Genomic DNA, 16,244 nt, shown 5'->3' with positions numbered 1-16,244 from the left:
TTATTTATCTAGGAATACATGGGGGGAAATAATATCTGTTCTGTAAAAGGATTGAATCTGATCGATTCCAGCTATTCAGCTTTCGAATTCTCATTTAATAGATTGATAAATAATTTTAATGGGCGCAAAACATGAAAAATTTAAAGAGTAACCCGTATCCAGAGACTAAAAAGATGTTAAGTTCGTAATAGTGGAAATTTATCATGGTTAGACTGAGTAGAATAAAAGGGAATTGAATTTAATATTCCAAGGGGAGTGTGACTCAAAAAAGATTTGATTAATTTAATAAGCGTTCTTTAGGGGGATAAAATGTTGCGGTTACATATGTAGAAATCAAAATTAAAATTTTGATTATCTTGATTTTAAGACTTTCAGAAAATGGAGCTTGCCCGTAATTGGCTAAGCTCCATTTTTCTTTTAAAGATTGAGTTTGCTTCTTCTTTTATAGGAGATTAGTATCTATCTCAGATTAATAATTGATGAATGCATTTCTTTAATGCGTATGGTTAGCTTTATCGAGGATCATTGATCAATAATAGACTTTCTACTAAAAACAAGTCATATCGCGAACGATATGACTTGTTTATCGTCTAGTAATCATCAATTCTACTTTTACTTAAGGGCGTCATAATAGGGAAGTCTGTGTCTATTTGATCAAGGGACCATAAAAATTGATGCCATTTGTGAAGTTCTCCTATGACTTTGATCGAAGAAGGTGAAGGACGGTTGTTGGTAGTGGCTAACTCATATAAGGTTTCTTTCTTCATGATAACAGTAACGTAATCCTCTTTTACTTCACCAGACAAGTAACGAAAGATGCCGCGCTTGATTTCCGTTAAGGCTTTTTCCTCCCGATCTGGAATAATAAAGTTCAATTTGAAGTCATAATCCCCAGCGATCAATCCGTTTATTCGTATACTCAGCATGTTCAATACTTGTTCGAGTGTCATAATATCCAGAACCTCTGTTGTGATGGTAGACCTCTGGATAGGAATTATTCCATAACGAAGTTCTTGAGCTCCCATCAAATACTCATTACGCCATGGTCCAGATTCTGCGATGTAGCCGAGCTGCTCAAGTGCATCTGCACAAAGGTATTTCGCTTTCTTATTCGTTGGATTTGCAAAGATGACGTGCTTGGTGACTTCAGCTACCCATTGGTAATCACCTTCTCTAAAGCATTCTTTCGCTTTTTTGATGACTTCATCCTCTCCACCCATATAGTTCACATATTTCTTTGAAGACTCTTCGGGTAGCATCTTGTTTAAGTCGACAGGATTTCCGTTATACCATCCCATATATTTTTGGTACACAGCTTTAGCGTTATGGTTGACAGTTCCGTAAAACGAACTGTTAAACCACTCGTCATTTAAACTTTCAGGAAAAGTTACCATTCTTCCGACTTGATCGATTGTGTAGCCTTGGTTGATCAATCTTAGTGTCTGATCATTAATATATTGGTACATGTCTCGTTGTTTTTCCATATACTCAATGCAGTATTCTCTTCCGTGCCTTGGCCAATTATGCACTTCAAACACAGATGTTAACTTTTCGCCGAATAGATCAATAGCCTGTTGAATGTATTTCGCCCAGGCGACTGGGTCCCTAACTTCAGCTCCACGTAATGTGTAGATGTTATGCAGTGAAGCTGTACAGTTCTCAGCAATACAAAGGCTTTTCTCCTCAGGGATAAACATATTCATTTCGGCAGGGGCTTCTGTATCAGGTGTAATTTGGAATTGCATTCTTACACCGTCAATGACTTTCTCGACATAGGATTCACCTTTCAAAGGTGAGATTTCTTCAGCAGAATTGACTAAAGTCACAACACCAGTAGATACATACTTTCCAATGCCGCTATCCACTTGACCTTTTTCTCCGCGAGGCAGCACCTCGCCATACATATAAAATCCTCGTCTAGACATTGCCACACCTGCGGTCACATTCTCTTCCAGGGCTGCACTTAAAAACCCGCTCGGTGCATAAATTTTTATATCATCCGTAGTTCCGCTAGAAAGAACTCCATCAACACCACCATAATGATCAACGTGTGAATGAGAAAAGATAATGGCACTGATCGGGAACTTGCCAAAATAACTATCGATTAATTGAAAAGCTGCTGCTGCTGTTTCTTTGCTTGTAAGACAGTCGATCACAATCCAGCCTGACTTTCCACGAATAATACTCAAGTTAGCAAGATCAAATCCTCTGACCTGATAAATGTTTTCTGTCACTTGAAAAAGACCGGCGTTTAAATTCAATTTTCCCTGATGCCATAGTTTCGGGTTAACGGATGAAGGGAGTTTGCCTTCCAGAAGGAATTCATACCGTTTTAAATCCCAAACAGGAAGAAGAGAATCATCTGGTTTGATAACAGGGAGAGAGGTGTTTTTCAGCACATTTCTCGTAGCCCACTCCTGTTCAATCTTCAGCTTTGCCCAGGGTAGGCTTTCTTTTATTAATTCATTTATTATTTGCGTTTTCGTCGTGGCATCCTTATGAAAAGGATTGAATTCTGCTATTCTCTTAAAATCTTTTTGGTCCATGAGATGTCACCTCCACGAAACATAGTATTCAGGTGAAATTCCTTTCATACATAAGAGAACGTACAAAACATGAGCTAAATGTAACATGTAAGATAAAATATGTATTATAGAATCATTACTAGATAAAAGGGAGCGTAGATCTAAAAAGGATTATGCTCCTTTTTGTTTAAATTAATAAGAGGGAAGTTATATTATAAAAATTTATTCATTTTGAAAAAGTAAAGGGGAAAAGTATGATTAGATTAGAAAAAATGAAAGCAAGTGAGTTTCAAAGTTATCTCAAAAAAGCTATTAAAAACTATGCAGGTGAACACGTAAAGGCTGGGAATTGGAGTGAAGAAGAAGCAATAGATAAGGCAACCAAGGAATATGAAAGGCTTTTACCAGAAGGTGAAGAAACGGTAAATAATCACCTATTTACAATACATGATGAAGAGAAAGAAGTAGGGATGATCTGGCTTGCTCAGCGCACAACAGAAAAAGGATTTATTTTCGACATAAACATTCGGGAAGGGTATCAAGGACGTGGTTATGGGAAGAAAGCAATGAAAGAAATAGAAATTGAAGCAAAAAAATTAGGATTGAAAATTGTAAAACTTCATGTTTTTGGTCACAATCAAATTGCTCGAGGTTTGTACGAAAAATTAGGTTATGTAGAAACAGATATCGTTATGGAGAAAAAGATATAAAACATATATTCTATTTCATTATCAGGAGCTCATTCATAAAACGAAAGGCTCCTGTTATATGAAAATTGAGTTAAGATTTTTATTTTGAAATATTTGGTATATGCAGTTATCCGAAAATGTAATAACGGTTCATAGGGGGATACGATGTCATTCAAGAAAGAAATTATTCTTGTTGGAACTTTTCACTTTGAACAACATGCAGAACAACTAAAGCATAAAGAAAGTGAAATTGAAGAGTTGGTTAGTTATTTATTTGACTTTTCGCCAACGAAAATAGCATTAGAGTGGGACGGGTCACAAGATAAAACACTTAACGAAGAATACTATAACTCAGAAAGTAGTTACCAAATAGATGAAGTACAACAACTAGGATTTAGGTTAGCTAAAAAGATGCAACACAATAGAGTTTATGGAGTTAATTGGGATGGTCATCTTACAAAAGAGGATATGGCGAACTTTAACCATGTAGTTCAAAGCTCTTATCCTGAAATTTATAAAAATATAACTTCACTAACTGAAAATACTCCAGTAATTACGTCTGAACTTAGTTTAATTAGCTCTTATGAAAAATTAAATGAAAGTGAATATATTAGAAATCTAGAAAAGATGTATCTGTCATTTGTAGAAGTTCAAAGTGATCAAGGTGAAATGGTTGGTTTTAACTTCTTAAACAAATGGTTAGAACGAGAATTGATGATATTTAAAAATTTAATGAATATTACCTCAGAAGACACGAATGAACGGATTCTGCTAGTAATTGGGAGTGATCACCTTTGGATGCTAAGGAAATTGTTCGAAGGGAAAGGATGGGAAGTAATAAATCCTTTTCATGGTCAAGAATTTAAGCAATAGTTTCTGCTAATCAACAATAGTGATCATTCTTCTAAGAGAATATATTCATCGGCAAAACTAGAGTTTATGAAAGGGGGCTTTTCATGAAAACAACAAACTACTCTACTATTGCTGCTAACTATGATAATAATCAATTTAGAATCGACGAATTAAAACTAGATTACGACTTAATGGACTATGTTGAACAGCATACTCAAAACAACATTGAAATGCTCGATCTTTCTTGTGGAACAGGCCTATATCTTGAGAAGCAAATTCAACTTTTCAAAGGGAAGAATATTAATTGGTATGGCCTTGATGCATCAAAAGAGATGTTAAATAAAGCCAAGGAAAAGGTTGAAGATGTTAATCTCGTACACGGTTATGTTGAAAAGCTGCCTTATAATTCTGGTGTCTTTGACTATATTTCTAATAACTATGCTTTTCATCATTATGAAGATAAGGAAAAGGCATTAGATGAAATAACTAGGGTACTTAAGGTAAACGGTATATATAAATTACATAATATTGCTATTCATGACATGCCGAAATGGTGGGTTTATTATTACTTCCCTACTGCTTATGAAGAAGATATAAAGCGGTTTTGGAAAAAGGAATTGGTCTACCAAAAACTCATTGAAAGAGGGTTTAAAGTTAATCTAAAAATGGAGTATAGAATGGAAGAGATAGCAGTAAAGGATTATTTTCATCACGCTGAAAATAGAGATATTTCTGTTCTTACTTTAATTAGCGATAAAGATTATGAAGATGGATTAATGAGAATGAAACGTGACTTGCAATTAGACCCTTCCAAGAAAATCACAAATGATTTTGCAGAGGTGTTTTGGGTTTCAAAGAAAATGTAGTGCAGTTTTTTTACCATATTGTAAAAGTATTACGATGGTTAGCCCAAAAAATCTCTTATCGTTATATCAACAGGTCCGCTCTCAATGATTAAGTAAAGGAGTTAGTCGTGGATGATACTAACGTGAGCTTAACCGAACGAGGAGCTTCAACAGCTCGACTTCAGGGTGTCAGCCCTGTTCTCCAATCATTCTTATAATGGATAAACAAAAAGCATACCGTTTAATAAAGGAGGAGAGGAAATGCAGGTAGGATTAAATAAAGAGGAATTCCATAAACATATGGCCGTCTCACTATTTAACTCAACATGGGATTTCTTAGATAAACAAGAAAGAACGGATCGTGAAAGCGAGACGATGATACATATGGCACATGCTTCTCGTTATCACTGGGAAATTATCGGGGAGCCAATTAATTTGGCTAGAGGAGATTGGCAAATATCTCGAGTTTATGCTGTATTAGGTCGGTTCGAACCAGCTCTTCATCATGCTCAACAAAGTTTGGATGTTTGCTTACAAGAAGAAATAAAAGGTTTTGATCTTGCATTCGCTTACGAAGCATTAGCACGGGCATACAAGGTTGGGGACCAAGAAGAAGAAAGTAACAAATATAAAGAACTCGCTTATCAAGCTTGTGATGAAATAGCTAAAGAAGACGATCGAAAAGTTGTAATAGAGGATATAGCATCTATTTAATGAAAGAAGACTTGCCTCAAAGTGCAAGACTTTTTAAGTTTTACTTTTTTGATTAGTTTTAAAAGAAGTGCTTACTGAACTAACAGTAAGCACTCTAGAACGAAGTATTAAGCCTTAACAATTTTCTTCACCTTTACGACAACAGTACCAATATCTTCTTCACAGATCCCATTGTTCGTGACGAAGCGGATCGTGTTAGGACCAAATGCACCTGTTAAAATATCGTGATTCTTTAATTGATGAACGAACGCATCCGTGCTTAATCCACAATTAGAGATGTCTACTAAAATAATGTTTGTATCCACACTATTTTTAATAGTTAAACCTTCAATTGCTTGAAGCCCTTCGGCAAGGTGTTTTGCGTTCGCATGATCATTCTGTAGACGCACTATGTTTTCTTCGAGTGCGATGATACCGGGTGCAGCGAGTACACCAACTTGCCTTAGTCCGCCGCCTAAGCGTTTACGCCATTTTCGAGCGTGGGTAATGAATTCAGAGGAGCCGGCAATAATAGAGCCAACAGGTGCACCTAACCCTTTTGATAAGCAAAACTGCACAGAATCAGTATACTTTGCGAACTCTTTTATAGGCGTCTTAGAAGCAACTGAAGCGTTGAATAACCGTGCACCGTCTAAGTGAACAGGAATATCGTTTTGTTTCGCGACTTGATAAATTGCCTCCATGTTTTCAAGAGGCACAACAGCACCACCTGCTTTATTGTGCGTATTTTCAATGCAGATCAGCCCGGTTTCAGGCTGGTGGATATCTTCTCCACGAACAGCAGCTTCAACCTCTGCTGGATTCATTGCCCCATTCTCACCATCGATCGTCTTAATTTGAACTCCCGAAAACGCTGATAGAGCAGCAGCTTCATAGAGAAAGATGTGCGCCTGAGATTCCATGATAACTTCCTGTCCTGGAAGGCAGTGTACCAATCCGGCAATCTGATTTCCCTGCGTACCACTCGTTACAAATAGGGCATCTTCTTTGCCAAGTAAAGCCGCTGCCATTTCTTCAAGTTTATTTACAGTTGGATCTTCTCCGTACACATCATCGCCAACTTCAGCTTCATACATTGCTTTTCTCATTCTCTCATCTGGTTTCGTGACCGTGTCACTGCGCAAATCTATCACAATTCGTCCTCCTCAGTTACAATAAGTATAAGTGTATAATGGATTGCACGAAAAGTATAAGGGTAATTTTCAAGGTGATCAAGTTGAAAAAGTGGAAGTGAGGTCGTGACAAAGTTTGGACGTATCGTACTCCATCGGGACCTATTAGTACAATGTTGATTTCCCTTTTTACATAATGCTTCATATTACGAGTATATCGGCCATGCCCGTTTAGCTAATTAAGTAGTTAGTACAACTACACGAGCGTGGTAGAGTTAGAAAAAAGTAGCAAATGAAAATCTTTAGTGAAGTAAGGATGTTTGAATTGGAGAACGGAAAACAAGAATACTCAAAGAATAAGAAGGGGCTACTAATCACTCTCTATATTATGGGTGGTATCTTCGCAATAGGCGCAATACAATTTACTTTTGATGCCGACCACACAAATGACATGATAGGAAGTTATTTTACGTTAGGAATCGTGGCCGTTGGAATAGTTAGTCAAATGCTTAAAGAACTTTGGGCTGGTAGGAAGAAAGGTGCAATGATGGAATTACTGTTCGCGTTTGTTGTTGGAGCGGTTGTAGTATGGACACTCTTTGTAAGATAAAGAAATAAGAGATTTGATAAGATGATTTTGATTGATAAAAAACGTTACCTATTGGAGGCGAAACGACTATGAGAATTATCGTTACAAGTATATTTGTGCAGGATCAAGAAAGAGCCTTAAAGTTCTATACTGATACACTCGGATTTGTGAAAAAGGAAGATAAGCCGGTTGGTGAATATAGATGGATTACTGTTGTTTCTGACGAAAATCGAGTAGGTACTGAACTAGTACTTGAACCTAATATTCACTCCGCCGCCAAAGAGTATCAAGAGAAGATATACGCTGATGGTATCCCAGCAACAATGTTTGGTGTGGAAGATGTTCAAAAAGAGTATGAGGAATTAAAGAAACGCGGTGTTCAATTTACGATGGAACCAACAAATATAGGTGAGGTTACAATTGCTGTTTTCGACGATACGTGTGGTAACCTTATTCAGATTGCTCAAATGCATTAAATCCTAAAATGAAAGGTTCATTAACTTTAGGGAGTAAATGATTGAAGCGAAAGGAGAATGTATTTGAGTAATGATAAGAATGATATTGGGCAAATTCATTGGCGAGACTTGACGGTCGGGAATGCTGAGGAAATTAAAGATTTTTATACTAAAGTTGTTGGGTGGAAAGCCAGTGAACATGATATGGGAACGTATCATGATTTTGATATTAAAACGCCAGCGGGTGAGACAGTTACAGGAATTTGCCATGCGAAAGGAACCAATGCCTTGCTCCCTCCTCAATGGCTTATGTATGTAAAGGTTGAAAGTGTCAAAGAAAGTGCCGATAGTTGTATCGAACACGGTGGGCAGATACTTGATGGTCCTAGGTACATGGGTGAGATGTTCTTCTGTGTTATTAAAGATCCCGCTGGTGCAGTGCTGGCTATTTTTGAGTAATACGACTTTTTAGGGGGCGTTACATAAGATGTCGATCGTAGATAAACTTAAGTTAACAAAATACGAAAATATGGCTGTTCTTCATAACCCAGGAGGATATGAGTTCTTTGAGGAATACTCGAAGTCTTTGTCTGGGAAGCACGATGCTATATTTATATTCGTCAAAACGATAGAAGAGATGACTCAGAACCTCAAGGATATCATCGCTAATGACGAAGTGCTTTTGCCAAAGGGATATGTGTTCTTTGCATATCCGAAGAAAGGTAATAAAAAATACGATTCATACATTCATAGAGATGACATGTTTCCGGCGTTGAACGTAGGAGAAGATGGCTATGTCGATAATAGCGAAATAAAGTTCTCACGGATGGTCAGCATGGATGATGTATTTACTGTGGTAGGAATGAAAAAAGAAAAGAGAAAAGTTCCGAAAACGGCTCCTGCCAGTCAATGTGTTGCGGATTATGAAGATAAAATCAACGATGTAGAAACCCTTTTGGGAGAACATCCATCAGAGCTTGCATTCTTCCGTGATCTAACTCCCGGGTACCAAAGGGACTGGGCGAGGCAAATTTTCTCTGCAAAGCAGCAAGCCACCCGAGATAAGCGAACGAAGCAAATGGTTGAGGTTTTATCAGAGGGCTATAAAACGCTTGATCTTTATAGAAGAAAAAAGAGATAAGGATTAGTTTTCTGAACAAACCAAATAGTTATGGAGAATTTTTATAGCTAAGGGGGGACTTCTTTATGGGTGAGGTTCCCTTATTAAGTTTTGCAACGGGGGTACTTATGAAAACTCACTATTATTTAGGGTGGTTCACCAATTTCTTTCCAGAGAGGCTGGGAAGGCTGTTACAAAAAGATATAACTGATAGAAAATCGATTGCCATGATTAGCTCGAATCCATCTAAACTTGAAGATGATGGTGCTACTGAATGCTCCTGGCTTGATCAGGCTGGTATTTTGTTTGATGACTATCATTTGATTAATTATCGCGTACATAAGGAAGAAGCACAAACGATAATACAAAATGCTTCAGTTATTTTTTTGTTGGGTGGAGATCCTCTAACACAAAATGGTTTTTTAAGAGAATATGAGTTAATGGATTCCATTAAAAAAAGCAGCGCTATTGTGTTGGGTGCAAGTGCTGGTGCATTCAACATGTCTACTAAATGGTTATGCTCGAAAAACCTTGGATTTAACGTTGGAAAGAACACTGTTTACAAAGGAATCGGTCTTGATAATTTCTCCGTTTTATCTCATTTTGATCTTGAAAATAATATTGAAAGGGTTCAGAGCGAACTCTCTCCATTATCGGAAGAAATAACTATTTACGCTTCGAACAAAGATTGCGCTGTACGCGTAAAGGGAGACAGGATCGACGTTTTTGGAACTGCTTTCTTAATTTCCAACTCGAAGATACGGAAATTGAAAGAGACGCTCTAATTGGAATGACTTACGATGGCTCAATGTGTAAAAGAGCAGTTAATATCAAAATGTTTAAAAATCATTGGAGATGGTTGGTAAGGTGATAAGTGATGATTGGAATAAGTATAGCAACTAAATGGGAATATGAGGCAACCGTGGAATACTTCGGTATAAAAGATGACGAACGTGTCGGGTATCCTTATGGCGAATATTTTAAACGAACAATCAATGATACTGAACTGGTCTTTTATAGTACCGGCGTTAGAAAAGTGAATGGTGTTGGTGGTAATCAGTATATGATATCTCGTTTTAATTTAACTAAAGTAATCGTTGCCGGTACATGTGCAGGGATAGATGATACGTTCAATAATTTAGATGTTTTTGTACCCAATAAAGCAGTTCAATATGATTGTACAGTAAAAGAAATTGAGCCGCTTATTAAGCAATCTTTCGTAGTTGAACTCGATCTATCGAAGTATGGTAGCGATTTTCATACCGGAACAATTGGCACTGCCGATAAAGCGGTAGTGATGTGGAAGGACTATTTAACTCTTAAAGAAAACGAAATAACAATAGCCGATACAGAAGCGGGGGCAATTGCTTATATCTGTAAGAAGAATAATGTTGAGTGCATTATAATAAAGGGAATTTCTGATTTTCCAACAGATGAAAGAAACTCCGATAAATTCAAATCGAATAATGATCAGATCACTGTTTATTTGGAGAACACACCCAAAGTGATGAATAAAATATTTGATGAGTATTTAGAAAGGTTTATTTAAAATAAACGCGGTTGATTATTACCTTATTGCAAATTTTTTAATAGATGTAAAAGAAGTTCGTTACAAGTATGCAATTATTGAAGAAACTGTACACTATAATTTTTGTGTTTTGGGAGCGTTAATTTAGAAAGGATCACGTTCCACATTATTTAAGTGAATTTAATAAAAGGCAGTTTCTATTTTTACTTGATGATGAGTATCGTTTTTATCTTAGTCATACATATCAAATCATGAAAAAGTAGGTTTATAGTAGACCTTAACTCCTACTTCAATAGGAAGCTTTCAAAGAGTTAGACGATGTATTAGAGATACAGGAGCCGCAATATATGGTCTCCTGTTTTTTTTGTATTAGGTTATTAAGGAATCTTTTTAGCCATAGGTAACTGCGAGTGTTCACATCTGGGTGCTGGAACTACTATGGTAAAATATAGATGTATCATTTATTTGTAATTTTCCTCATAGTTTGCACAATCTATCATTCATAAAAATAAAAAGCTAGACTTGTTTCTAGCCCATTTCTGATTTGTTTAGCATTTCTTCTGTATCATTAATCCCGACTTATCCATTAATCAATTCTCCAATAAACAATTAGTCCCCACAATTAGAGTGTTTCTCATAAGGAGAGGTTAAATGAAACAATCCCGTTTTAAATTAAGTACGATCATCATTATCTTCGTGCTTCTAGTTGTTTTCTTCTCATTAGTCATTACGGATCTTTTGATTACCACGAGTACGAGTGAGGATATTCGAAATCAGCTTGAAGAGAAGGCGTTGATCGTTTCCCGTTCGGTGTCAGAATCATTTGTTGTACAGAAAGAACTACAACTTAAGACGAACAATCAAACCGTTCAGGACTACGCCATGAGTATTCAAGAAGCGTCAGACGTCTTATTTGTTGTAGTTATGAATATGGAAGGAATCCGTCGCTCCCATCCAAATCCTGATTTGATTGGAAAGGAATTTGTGGGTGGTGACGAGGCGAGAGTGTTGAACGGAGAAGAGTACATATCGATATCTGAAGGAACGTTAGGTCAATCTGTACGAGCCTTTACTCCTGTAATTGCAGAAAATGGGGAACAGGTTGGCGCCGTATCTGTTGGAATTTCCTTAGATGCAGTTGAAGCGTCGTTGAGAAGCAACCATGTTAATGTTTTAATAGGTTCTATTGTCGGTGTACTTGTAGGGGTCATTGGAGCATTCTTGTTAGCAGGATTTATTAAGAAAAGCTTATTTGGTTTAGAACCAGCAGCGATTGCTCGCATACATGAGGAACGAAACGGCATGCTGCAATCAGTTCATGAAGGAATCATTGCTGTAGATGCCGAATCTCGAATTACGCTCGTCAACAAATCAGCACGAACTATTTTTCATAAAGCAGGTATTGAGGAAGAAGATCCTATAGGTCTTCCGATTAAAGAATACATTCCTCATTCAATGCTTGGGAGAGTACTTATGACAGGAGAGGCAGAGCTTGATGAAGAGCAGCTAATCAATGGCTCGTCCATAATCGTAAACCGTGTCCCACTTATTGTGAACAATGAAGTGGTCGGAGCGATATCAACGTTTCGGGATAAAACCGAGGTGAATCAGCTGGCCGAACAGCTGACAGGTGTGCGTTTGTATGCAGAGTCGCTTCGTGCCCAGTCTCATGAATTTAAAAACAAACTCCATGTTTTGCTAGGTATGATTGAGCTCAAATCTTTCAAAGACATGAAGGCGTATATTAAACAGCTCGTCGATCATCAAGTTTATGAAGCAGATATCATAACCAATAAAATAAAAGATCCTGTATTAGCAGGATTTATGATTGGAAAATTAAGCTATGCTCGAGAACAAAATATCCAATTGAGCGTAGTATGTGAAACCGATATTGCAGCAGCAAAAGATGAAGGAGTAACCCATGAAATCGTAACGATTATTGGAAATTTGCTCGACAACTCTATCGAAAGTCTTAACGGAAGAAGCGAGAAAGTGATGTCTCTCACCCTATCATATGTTGATGAATTGCTCGAAATTGAAGTACGAGACACTGGACCAGGAATTAAAGAAGAACACCATCAAGAGATATTTCAAAAGGGTGTTTCGACAAAAGGAAATAACAGGGGATACGGCCTACACCTTGTACAAGAAAGTGTAAGAGCACTGGATGGATCTATTGAGTTTGATTCGATCGTAAACCAAGGCACAGTATTCACAGTGATTATTCCTTATGAAGCGGAGGTGGACAACGCATGATTCAGGTGATGATTGTAGAAGATGATCCGATGGTCGCCAACTTAAATAAACAGTACATAGAGCAGGTTGGAGGGTATCAAGTAGCGGCCGAAGCTTCTAATGTAGTAGAAGCTTTACGCTCATTAAGTGAGTGTCGAATAGACTTGATTCTCCTCGATGTATACATGCCTGGAAGAGACGGATTGCAGTTTCTAAAAGAACTCAGAGCAAAAGATGAGCAAGTAGATGTCATACTGATTACGGCTGCTTCAGAGAGAGAGCAAATTCAACAATCGCTTCGTCTTGGTGCGGTTGATTACTTAATTAAACCGTTTGATTTTCATCGTCTAAAAAGAGCTTTAAACAAATATAAAGAAAACCACTTTCCTTTAAAAGATAAGCCGAAAGTAAGCCAGGACGAGATCGACAACATTTTTATAAAGAAGGAACATCATTTTGAAGATAGACGTATCCAAGTGCCGAAAGGGCTGACTAAAACGACGCTAGAGCATATTATCGGTATCATCCACACGAAGCAGAACGAAACCTTTTCAACAGATGAGGTTGCACGAGAAGCAGATATTTCAAGGGTCTCCATCAGAAAATATTTAAAGTTTTTAAAGGAAATTGACTTTCTTGAAGAAACCTTGATCTATGGGATCGGGAGGCCTGTTTATCAGTATCAAATAAAAACTGAATATAATATGAGCCTTGAATTTTACCATTAAAAAAGCAGCCGAATTGGCTGCTTTTTTTAATTACAATAAGTTATTTATTTTCAAATGGTAGGAAAATAAAGCGTTTGCACGTAAGATAAAACTCACAAAAGACGTGGTTGCAAGATGGTTGAACGGTAAGTCCGAAGGGTGAATGACGTATTAGGACAACCATTTTGTAAGGTACACGAGAAATTATTTAGAAAAGGAGAGGTACTATGTCAAGCTCAGCTGAAAGAGTGCAAACGAATCAACCGTCAACGCAAGGTGTGACTTTATTAAACCAAAATAAGAAAGCGGTTACATTGTTTGGTCTTCCACTTACTTGGTTTTTCGTGATTACTGCCCTTACTCTTGTCATCATGTACACTGGGAACTTACCAGGAGGCATGATTGGAAGCCTACTCATTATGATGGTTCTTGGTGAACTTTTTGGATGGATTGGCGATCATACACCAATCTTAAAAACCTACTTAGGCGGAGGCGCAATATTAGCTATCTTTGGTGCTGCTTATATGGTATATGCTGGTTTCATTCCAGATGGTACAGCAACATTGATTAATGACTTTATGAAAGATGGAGGTTTCTTAAATTTTTATATAGCTGCTTTAATTACTGGAAGTATATTGGGTATGAATAAGAGCATTTTAATTAAAGTTGGCCTTCGCTATTTTCTCCCTATTTTCGGTGCTGTAGTCGGTGCTATGGCGGTAGGTGGGTTGCTTGGGGCAATGGTTGGTTTTACATTAAGAGATGCAGTACTCGTTATTACAATGCCTATTATGGGAGGTGGAATGGGTGCAGGTGCCGTTCCTATGAGTCAAATATATAGTGAATTGATGGGGAACGATCCAAGTTACTATATATCGATGCTCGTTCCTGCTTTAGCTTTAGGTAACGTATTTGCCATTATTATTGCTAGTATGCTGAATATGCTTGGGAAGAAAATGCCTTCTTTGTCTGGGAAAGGGCAGTTATTAAAAGGGTTTGAATACAAAGAAGAAAAACCCTCGTTTGATATACAAAAGATGGGAATCGGACTAATGGCTGCAGTATTGTTCTTTTCTGTAGGATCATTATTAGCTGGTTTCATCCCAATTCACGCATATGCAATTATGATTATTGTTGTCGCGATAACGAAGGTTGCTGGAATCATCCCAGAAAGCATTTTGAATGGAGCAAATCAATGGTATAAGTTTGTTGCAAAAAACTGGACGTTTGCGCTCTTGTTTGGGATTGGTATCGCTTATACCGATTTAGGTACTGTGCTTGAAGCATTAACGATCCAATACATTGTTACTGTGCTCGGGGTTGTTGTTGGTGCGGTGATCGGAGCAGGTCTTTTAGGTAAGCTCGTTGGCTTCTACCCGATTGAATCAGCCATTACAGCAGGACTTTGTATGGCAAATATGGGAGGGACAGGAGATGTAGCAGTCCTTTCATCTTCAAAACGAATGGAGCTCATGCCATTTGCACAAATTTCGTCTCGTTTAGGTGGAGCGATCATTCTGTTGTTAGCTGGTTTGATCATCCCATTTCTTGTATGAAAAAAGGTCCGCTCTCTTATAAGAGAGTGGACCTTTTGTATGCCATCAACACACAGCAGTGGTTACATAAGAATAAAAACGATTGTAATGCTATTAAGTTAGAACAGTGCTCTATTCGTTTCCAACCATGAATAAAGATAAACAACCATCATAAAAAGTTGAAGGAAAAGGTTAAAAACGTGTGAATGTAGAGGGGGAGATTATTGTTGATTCAAACAAATGAGTCATCATTTGTTTCTGAATTAGTGTCATCCGCGGTATCAAAGAAGCACATATATGGAGCTTTAATGTGTATTGAAAATGGGGATGATTCTCTGTCGCTCTTAAAAGGTGCTGGAAATCTAACGATCGATCGGCCATATTTTATTGCAAGCGTAACGAAATTATATGTCACTGCAGTCTTACTAAACTTACGATCAAAAAATAGTCTGAACCTCCATGATAAAATCTCAGACTACTTGAAAGATGAAACGATGCATGAACTCCACATTTTTAAAGGGAAAGACTACTCTAGAGAAATATCAATCAAACAGTTAATGTCAAACACATCGGGAATTCCTGATTATTTCTCAACTGGTGCGGTTAGGGAATTAACAACGGGAATAGACCAAACTTGGGGCTTTGAAAGAACAATAGCGAGTGCAAAACAAAAGGAACCGAAATTTACTCCCGGTAAAAAGGCTCAATACTCGGATACAAATTATCAGCTCTTAGGAAAGATTATTGAAACGATTACCAAGAAAGATATCAACACGGTCTTTAAGGAAGTTATTTTTGATGAACTGGAGTTAAAAGAAACGTATTTATTTGAAGATGTGAATGATCATCGACCTGCACCTTTTTATTTCAAAGATAAGGAACTTCATCTACCCAACTATATGTCATCGATAGGACCAGAAGGGGGTATTGTTTCAACCGCTAAGGAATCTATGATCTTCTTAAAGGCCTTTTTCAATGGTCAGTTCTTTCCAAAAGAAGATTTGAACGAGCTTAAAGACTGGAAACTCCTTTTCAGTCCGGGTGTGTTCTTTTATGGAGTTGGAATTGCAAGTCAGCCACTATTCCTAAAAGAGATTAAAGATGGAATGCTCGGACATTGGGGGCAGACAGGAGCTTTTTCGTTTTACCATCCAAGAAGTGACCTGTACTTTACAGGAACAACCAATCAATTTTACGGCCAGAATGTCGCAGCAAGGATGATGATGAAAATCATCAAATCGTTAAAATAACTACGTATTGTTAAATGAATGGGGAAATCTGAGATTTTAAAGTAGTGAAAGATGATACTTAAAGAAAAGGAGCGATCATCCATAGAGG

At 37.4% G+C, this 16,244-nt stretch carries 16 protein-coding genes; 14 read left to right on the top strand and 2 right to left on the bottom strand.

The features are described 5' to 3' along the window. Nucleotides 1-590 precede the first annotated feature (590 nt). The gene (locus PFZ69_RS17055) at nucleotides 591-2,546 is read right to left on the bottom strand and encodes an alkyl/aryl-sulfatase (protein ID WP_270182301.1); all 1,956 of its coding nucleotides are present in this window, start codon (nucleotides 2,544-2,546) and stop codon (nucleotides 591-593) included. Between the two features lie 233 nt (nucleotides 2,547-2,779). Between PFZ69_RS17055 and PFZ69_RS17050 the strand changes: the two genes are divergently transcribed. The 4 genes from PFZ69_RS17050 to PFZ69_RS17035 all read left to right on the top strand — a co-directional run bounded on the left by PFZ69_RS17050 (nucleotide 2,780) and on the right by PFZ69_RS17035 (nucleotide 5,625). Continuing rightward, complete coding sequence (locus tag PFZ69_RS17050) at nucleotides 2,780-3,235, top strand: GNAT family N-acetyltransferase (RefSeq protein WP_270182300.1); 456 nt, start codon at nucleotides 2,780-2,782, stop codon at nucleotides 3,233-3,235. A gap of 144 nt (nucleotides 3,236-3,379) precedes the next feature. Beyond that, on the top strand, nucleotides 3,380-4,087 hold the full coding sequence (locus PFZ69_RS17045) for a DUF5694 domain-containing protein (protein WP_270182299.1): 708 nt from the start codon (nucleotides 3,380-3,382) through the stop codon (nucleotides 4,085-4,087). 83 nt (nucleotides 4,088-4,170) lie between these two features. Continuing rightward, nucleotides 4,171-4,932: a class I SAM-dependent methyltransferase gene (locus tag PFZ69_RS17040; protein WP_270182298.1), complete on the top strand. Its 762-nt coding sequence runs from the start codon at nucleotides 4,171-4,173 to the stop codon at nucleotides 4,930-4,932. Nucleotides 4,933-5,172: 240 nt separating this feature from the next. Continuing rightward, nucleotides 5,173-5,625, top strand: coding sequence for a hypothetical protein (locus tag PFZ69_RS17035; protein WP_270182297.1), 453 nt, complete (start codon nucleotides 5,173-5,175; stop codon nucleotides 5,623-5,625). Between the two features lie 107 nt (nucleotides 5,626-5,732). Here PFZ69_RS17035 and ltaE read toward each other — a convergent pair whose 3' ends face one another. Further along, the gene (gene ltaE / locus PFZ69_RS17030) at nucleotides 5,733-6,758 is read right to left on the bottom strand and encodes a low-specificity L-threonine aldolase (RefSeq protein ID WP_270182296.1); all 1,026 of its coding nucleotides are present in this window, start codon (nucleotides 6,756-6,758) and stop codon (nucleotides 5,733-5,735) included. 304 nt (nucleotides 6,759-7,062) lie between these two features. Between ltaE and PFZ69_RS17025 the strand changes: the two genes are divergently transcribed. From PFZ69_RS17025 to PFZ69_RS16980, 10 genes are all read left to right on the top strand, one after another. Beyond that, nucleotides 7,063-7,347: a hypothetical protein gene (locus tag PFZ69_RS17025; RefSeq protein WP_270182295.1), complete on the top strand. Its 285-nt coding sequence runs from the start codon at nucleotides 7,063-7,065 to the stop codon at nucleotides 7,345-7,347. A 68-nt stretch (nucleotides 7,348-7,415) separates the two neighbouring features. Next, nucleotides 7,416-7,802: a VOC family protein gene (locus PFZ69_RS17020; RefSeq protein WP_270182294.1), complete on the top strand. Its 387-nt coding sequence runs from the start codon at nucleotides 7,416-7,418 to the stop codon at nucleotides 7,800-7,802. A 63-nt stretch (nucleotides 7,803-7,865) separates the two neighbouring features. Beyond that, the gene (locus PFZ69_RS17015; RefSeq protein WP_270182293.1) at nucleotides 7,866-8,240 is read left to right on the top strand and encodes a VOC family protein; all 375 of its coding nucleotides are present in this window, start codon (nucleotides 7,866-7,868) and stop codon (nucleotides 8,238-8,240) included. A gap of 28 nt (nucleotides 8,241-8,268) precedes the next feature. Further along, nucleotides 8,269-8,922, top strand: coding sequence for a YdeI/OmpD-associated family protein (locus PFZ69_RS17010; protein ID WP_270182292.1), 654 nt, complete (start codon nucleotides 8,269-8,271; stop codon nucleotides 8,920-8,922). A gap of 107 nt (nucleotides 8,923-9,029) precedes the next feature. Then, on the top strand, nucleotides 9,030-9,686 hold the full coding sequence (locus PFZ69_RS17005; RefSeq protein WP_270182375.1) for a Type 1 glutamine amidotransferase-like domain-containing protein: 657 nt from the start codon (nucleotides 9,030-9,032) through the stop codon (nucleotides 9,684-9,686). Between the two features lie 92 nt (nucleotides 9,687-9,778). Then, the gene (locus PFZ69_RS17000) at nucleotides 9,779-10,450 is read left to right on the top strand and encodes a 5'-methylthioadenosine/S-adenosylhomocysteine nucleosidase family protein (protein ID WP_270182291.1); all 672 of its coding nucleotides are present in this window, start codon (nucleotides 9,779-9,781) and stop codon (nucleotides 10,448-10,450) included. A 630-nt stretch (nucleotides 10,451-11,080) separates the two neighbouring features. Next, a complete protein-coding gene (gene dcuS / locus PFZ69_RS16995) occupies nucleotides 11,081-12,685 on the top strand; it encodes a DcuS/MalK family sensor histidine kinase (RefSeq protein ID WP_270182290.1) in 1,605 nt (534 codons plus the stop codon). Continuing rightward, nucleotides 12,682-13,392, top strand: a complete 711-nt coding sequence (locus PFZ69_RS16990) for a response regulator (protein WP_270182289.1) — start codon at nucleotides 12,682-12,684, stop codon at nucleotides 13,390-13,392. The genes dcuS and PFZ69_RS16990 overlap by 4 nt, the downstream gene beginning before the upstream one ends. 206 nt (nucleotides 13,393-13,598) lie before the next feature. Continuing rightward, nucleotides 13,599-14,927, top strand: a complete 1,329-nt coding sequence (locus PFZ69_RS16985) for a 2-hydroxycarboxylate transporter family protein (RefSeq protein WP_270182288.1) — start codon at nucleotides 13,599-13,601, stop codon at nucleotides 14,925-14,927. Nucleotides 14,928-15,133: 206 nt separating this feature from the next. Continuing rightward, a complete protein-coding gene (locus PFZ69_RS16980; RefSeq protein ID WP_270182287.1) occupies nucleotides 15,134-16,156 on the top strand; it encodes a serine hydrolase domain-containing protein in 1,023 nt (340 codons plus the stop codon). Nucleotides 16,157-16,244: the final 88 nt, after the last annotated feature.

The organism is Alkalihalobacillus sp. CinArs1, from assembly GCF_947387515.1.
Taxonomy (GTDB): Bacteria; Bacillota; Bacilli; order Bacillales; family Guptibacillaceae; genus Guptibacillus.
Note: the sequence above shows the minus strand (reverse complement) of the source record. Positions and strands in the feature narration are given on the sequence as shown.

Excerpts from the sequence above, each read along its gene's own strand:
- PFZ69_RS17010 (WP_270182292.1), top strand. The coding sequence starts at position 8,269 with ATGTCGATCGTAGATAAACTTAAGTTAACAAAATACGAAAATATGGCT.
- PFZ69_RS17000 (WP_270182291.1), top strand. The coding sequence starts at position 9,779 with ATGATTGGAATAAGTATAGCAACTAAATGGGAATATGAGGCAACCGTG.
- PFZ69_RS16990 (WP_270182289.1), top strand. The coding sequence starts at position 12,682 with ATGATTCAGGTGATGATTGTAGAAGATGATCCGATGGTCGCCAACTTA.
- PFZ69_RS17050 (WP_270182300.1), top strand. The coding sequence starts at position 2,780 with ATGATTAGATTAGAAAAAATGAAAGCAAGTGAGTTTCAAAGTTATCTC.
- PFZ69_RS17020 (WP_270182294.1), top strand. The coding sequence starts at position 7,416 with ATGAGAATTATCGTTACAAGTATATTTGTGCAGGATCAAGAAAGAGCC.
- PFZ69_RS16985 (WP_270182288.1), top strand. The coding sequence starts at position 13,599 with ATGTCAAGCTCAGCTGAAAGAGTGCAAACGAATCAACCGTCAACGCAA.
- PFZ69_RS17045 (WP_270182299.1), top strand. The coding sequence starts at position 3,380 with ATGTCATTCAAGAAAGAAATTATTCTTGTTGGAACTTTTCACTTTGAA.
- dcuS (WP_270182290.1), top strand. The coding sequence starts at position 11,081 with ATGAAACAATCCCGTTTTAAATTAAGTACGATCATCATTATCTTCGTG.
- PFZ69_RS17005 (WP_270182375.1), top strand. The coding sequence starts at position 9,030 with ATGAAAACTCACTATTATTTAGGGTGGTTCACCAATTTCTTTCCAGAG.
- PFZ69_RS17035 (WP_270182297.1), top strand. The coding sequence starts at position 5,173 with ATGCAGGTAGGATTAAATAAAGAGGAATTCCATAAACATATGGCCGTC.
- PFZ69_RS17055 (WP_270182301.1), bottom strand. The coding sequence starts at position 2,546 with ATGGACCAAAAAGATTTTAAGAGAATAGCAGAATTCAATCCTTTTCAT.
- PFZ69_RS17040 (WP_270182298.1), top strand. The coding sequence starts at position 4,171 with ATGAAAACAACAAACTACTCTACTATTGCTGCTAACTATGATAATAAT.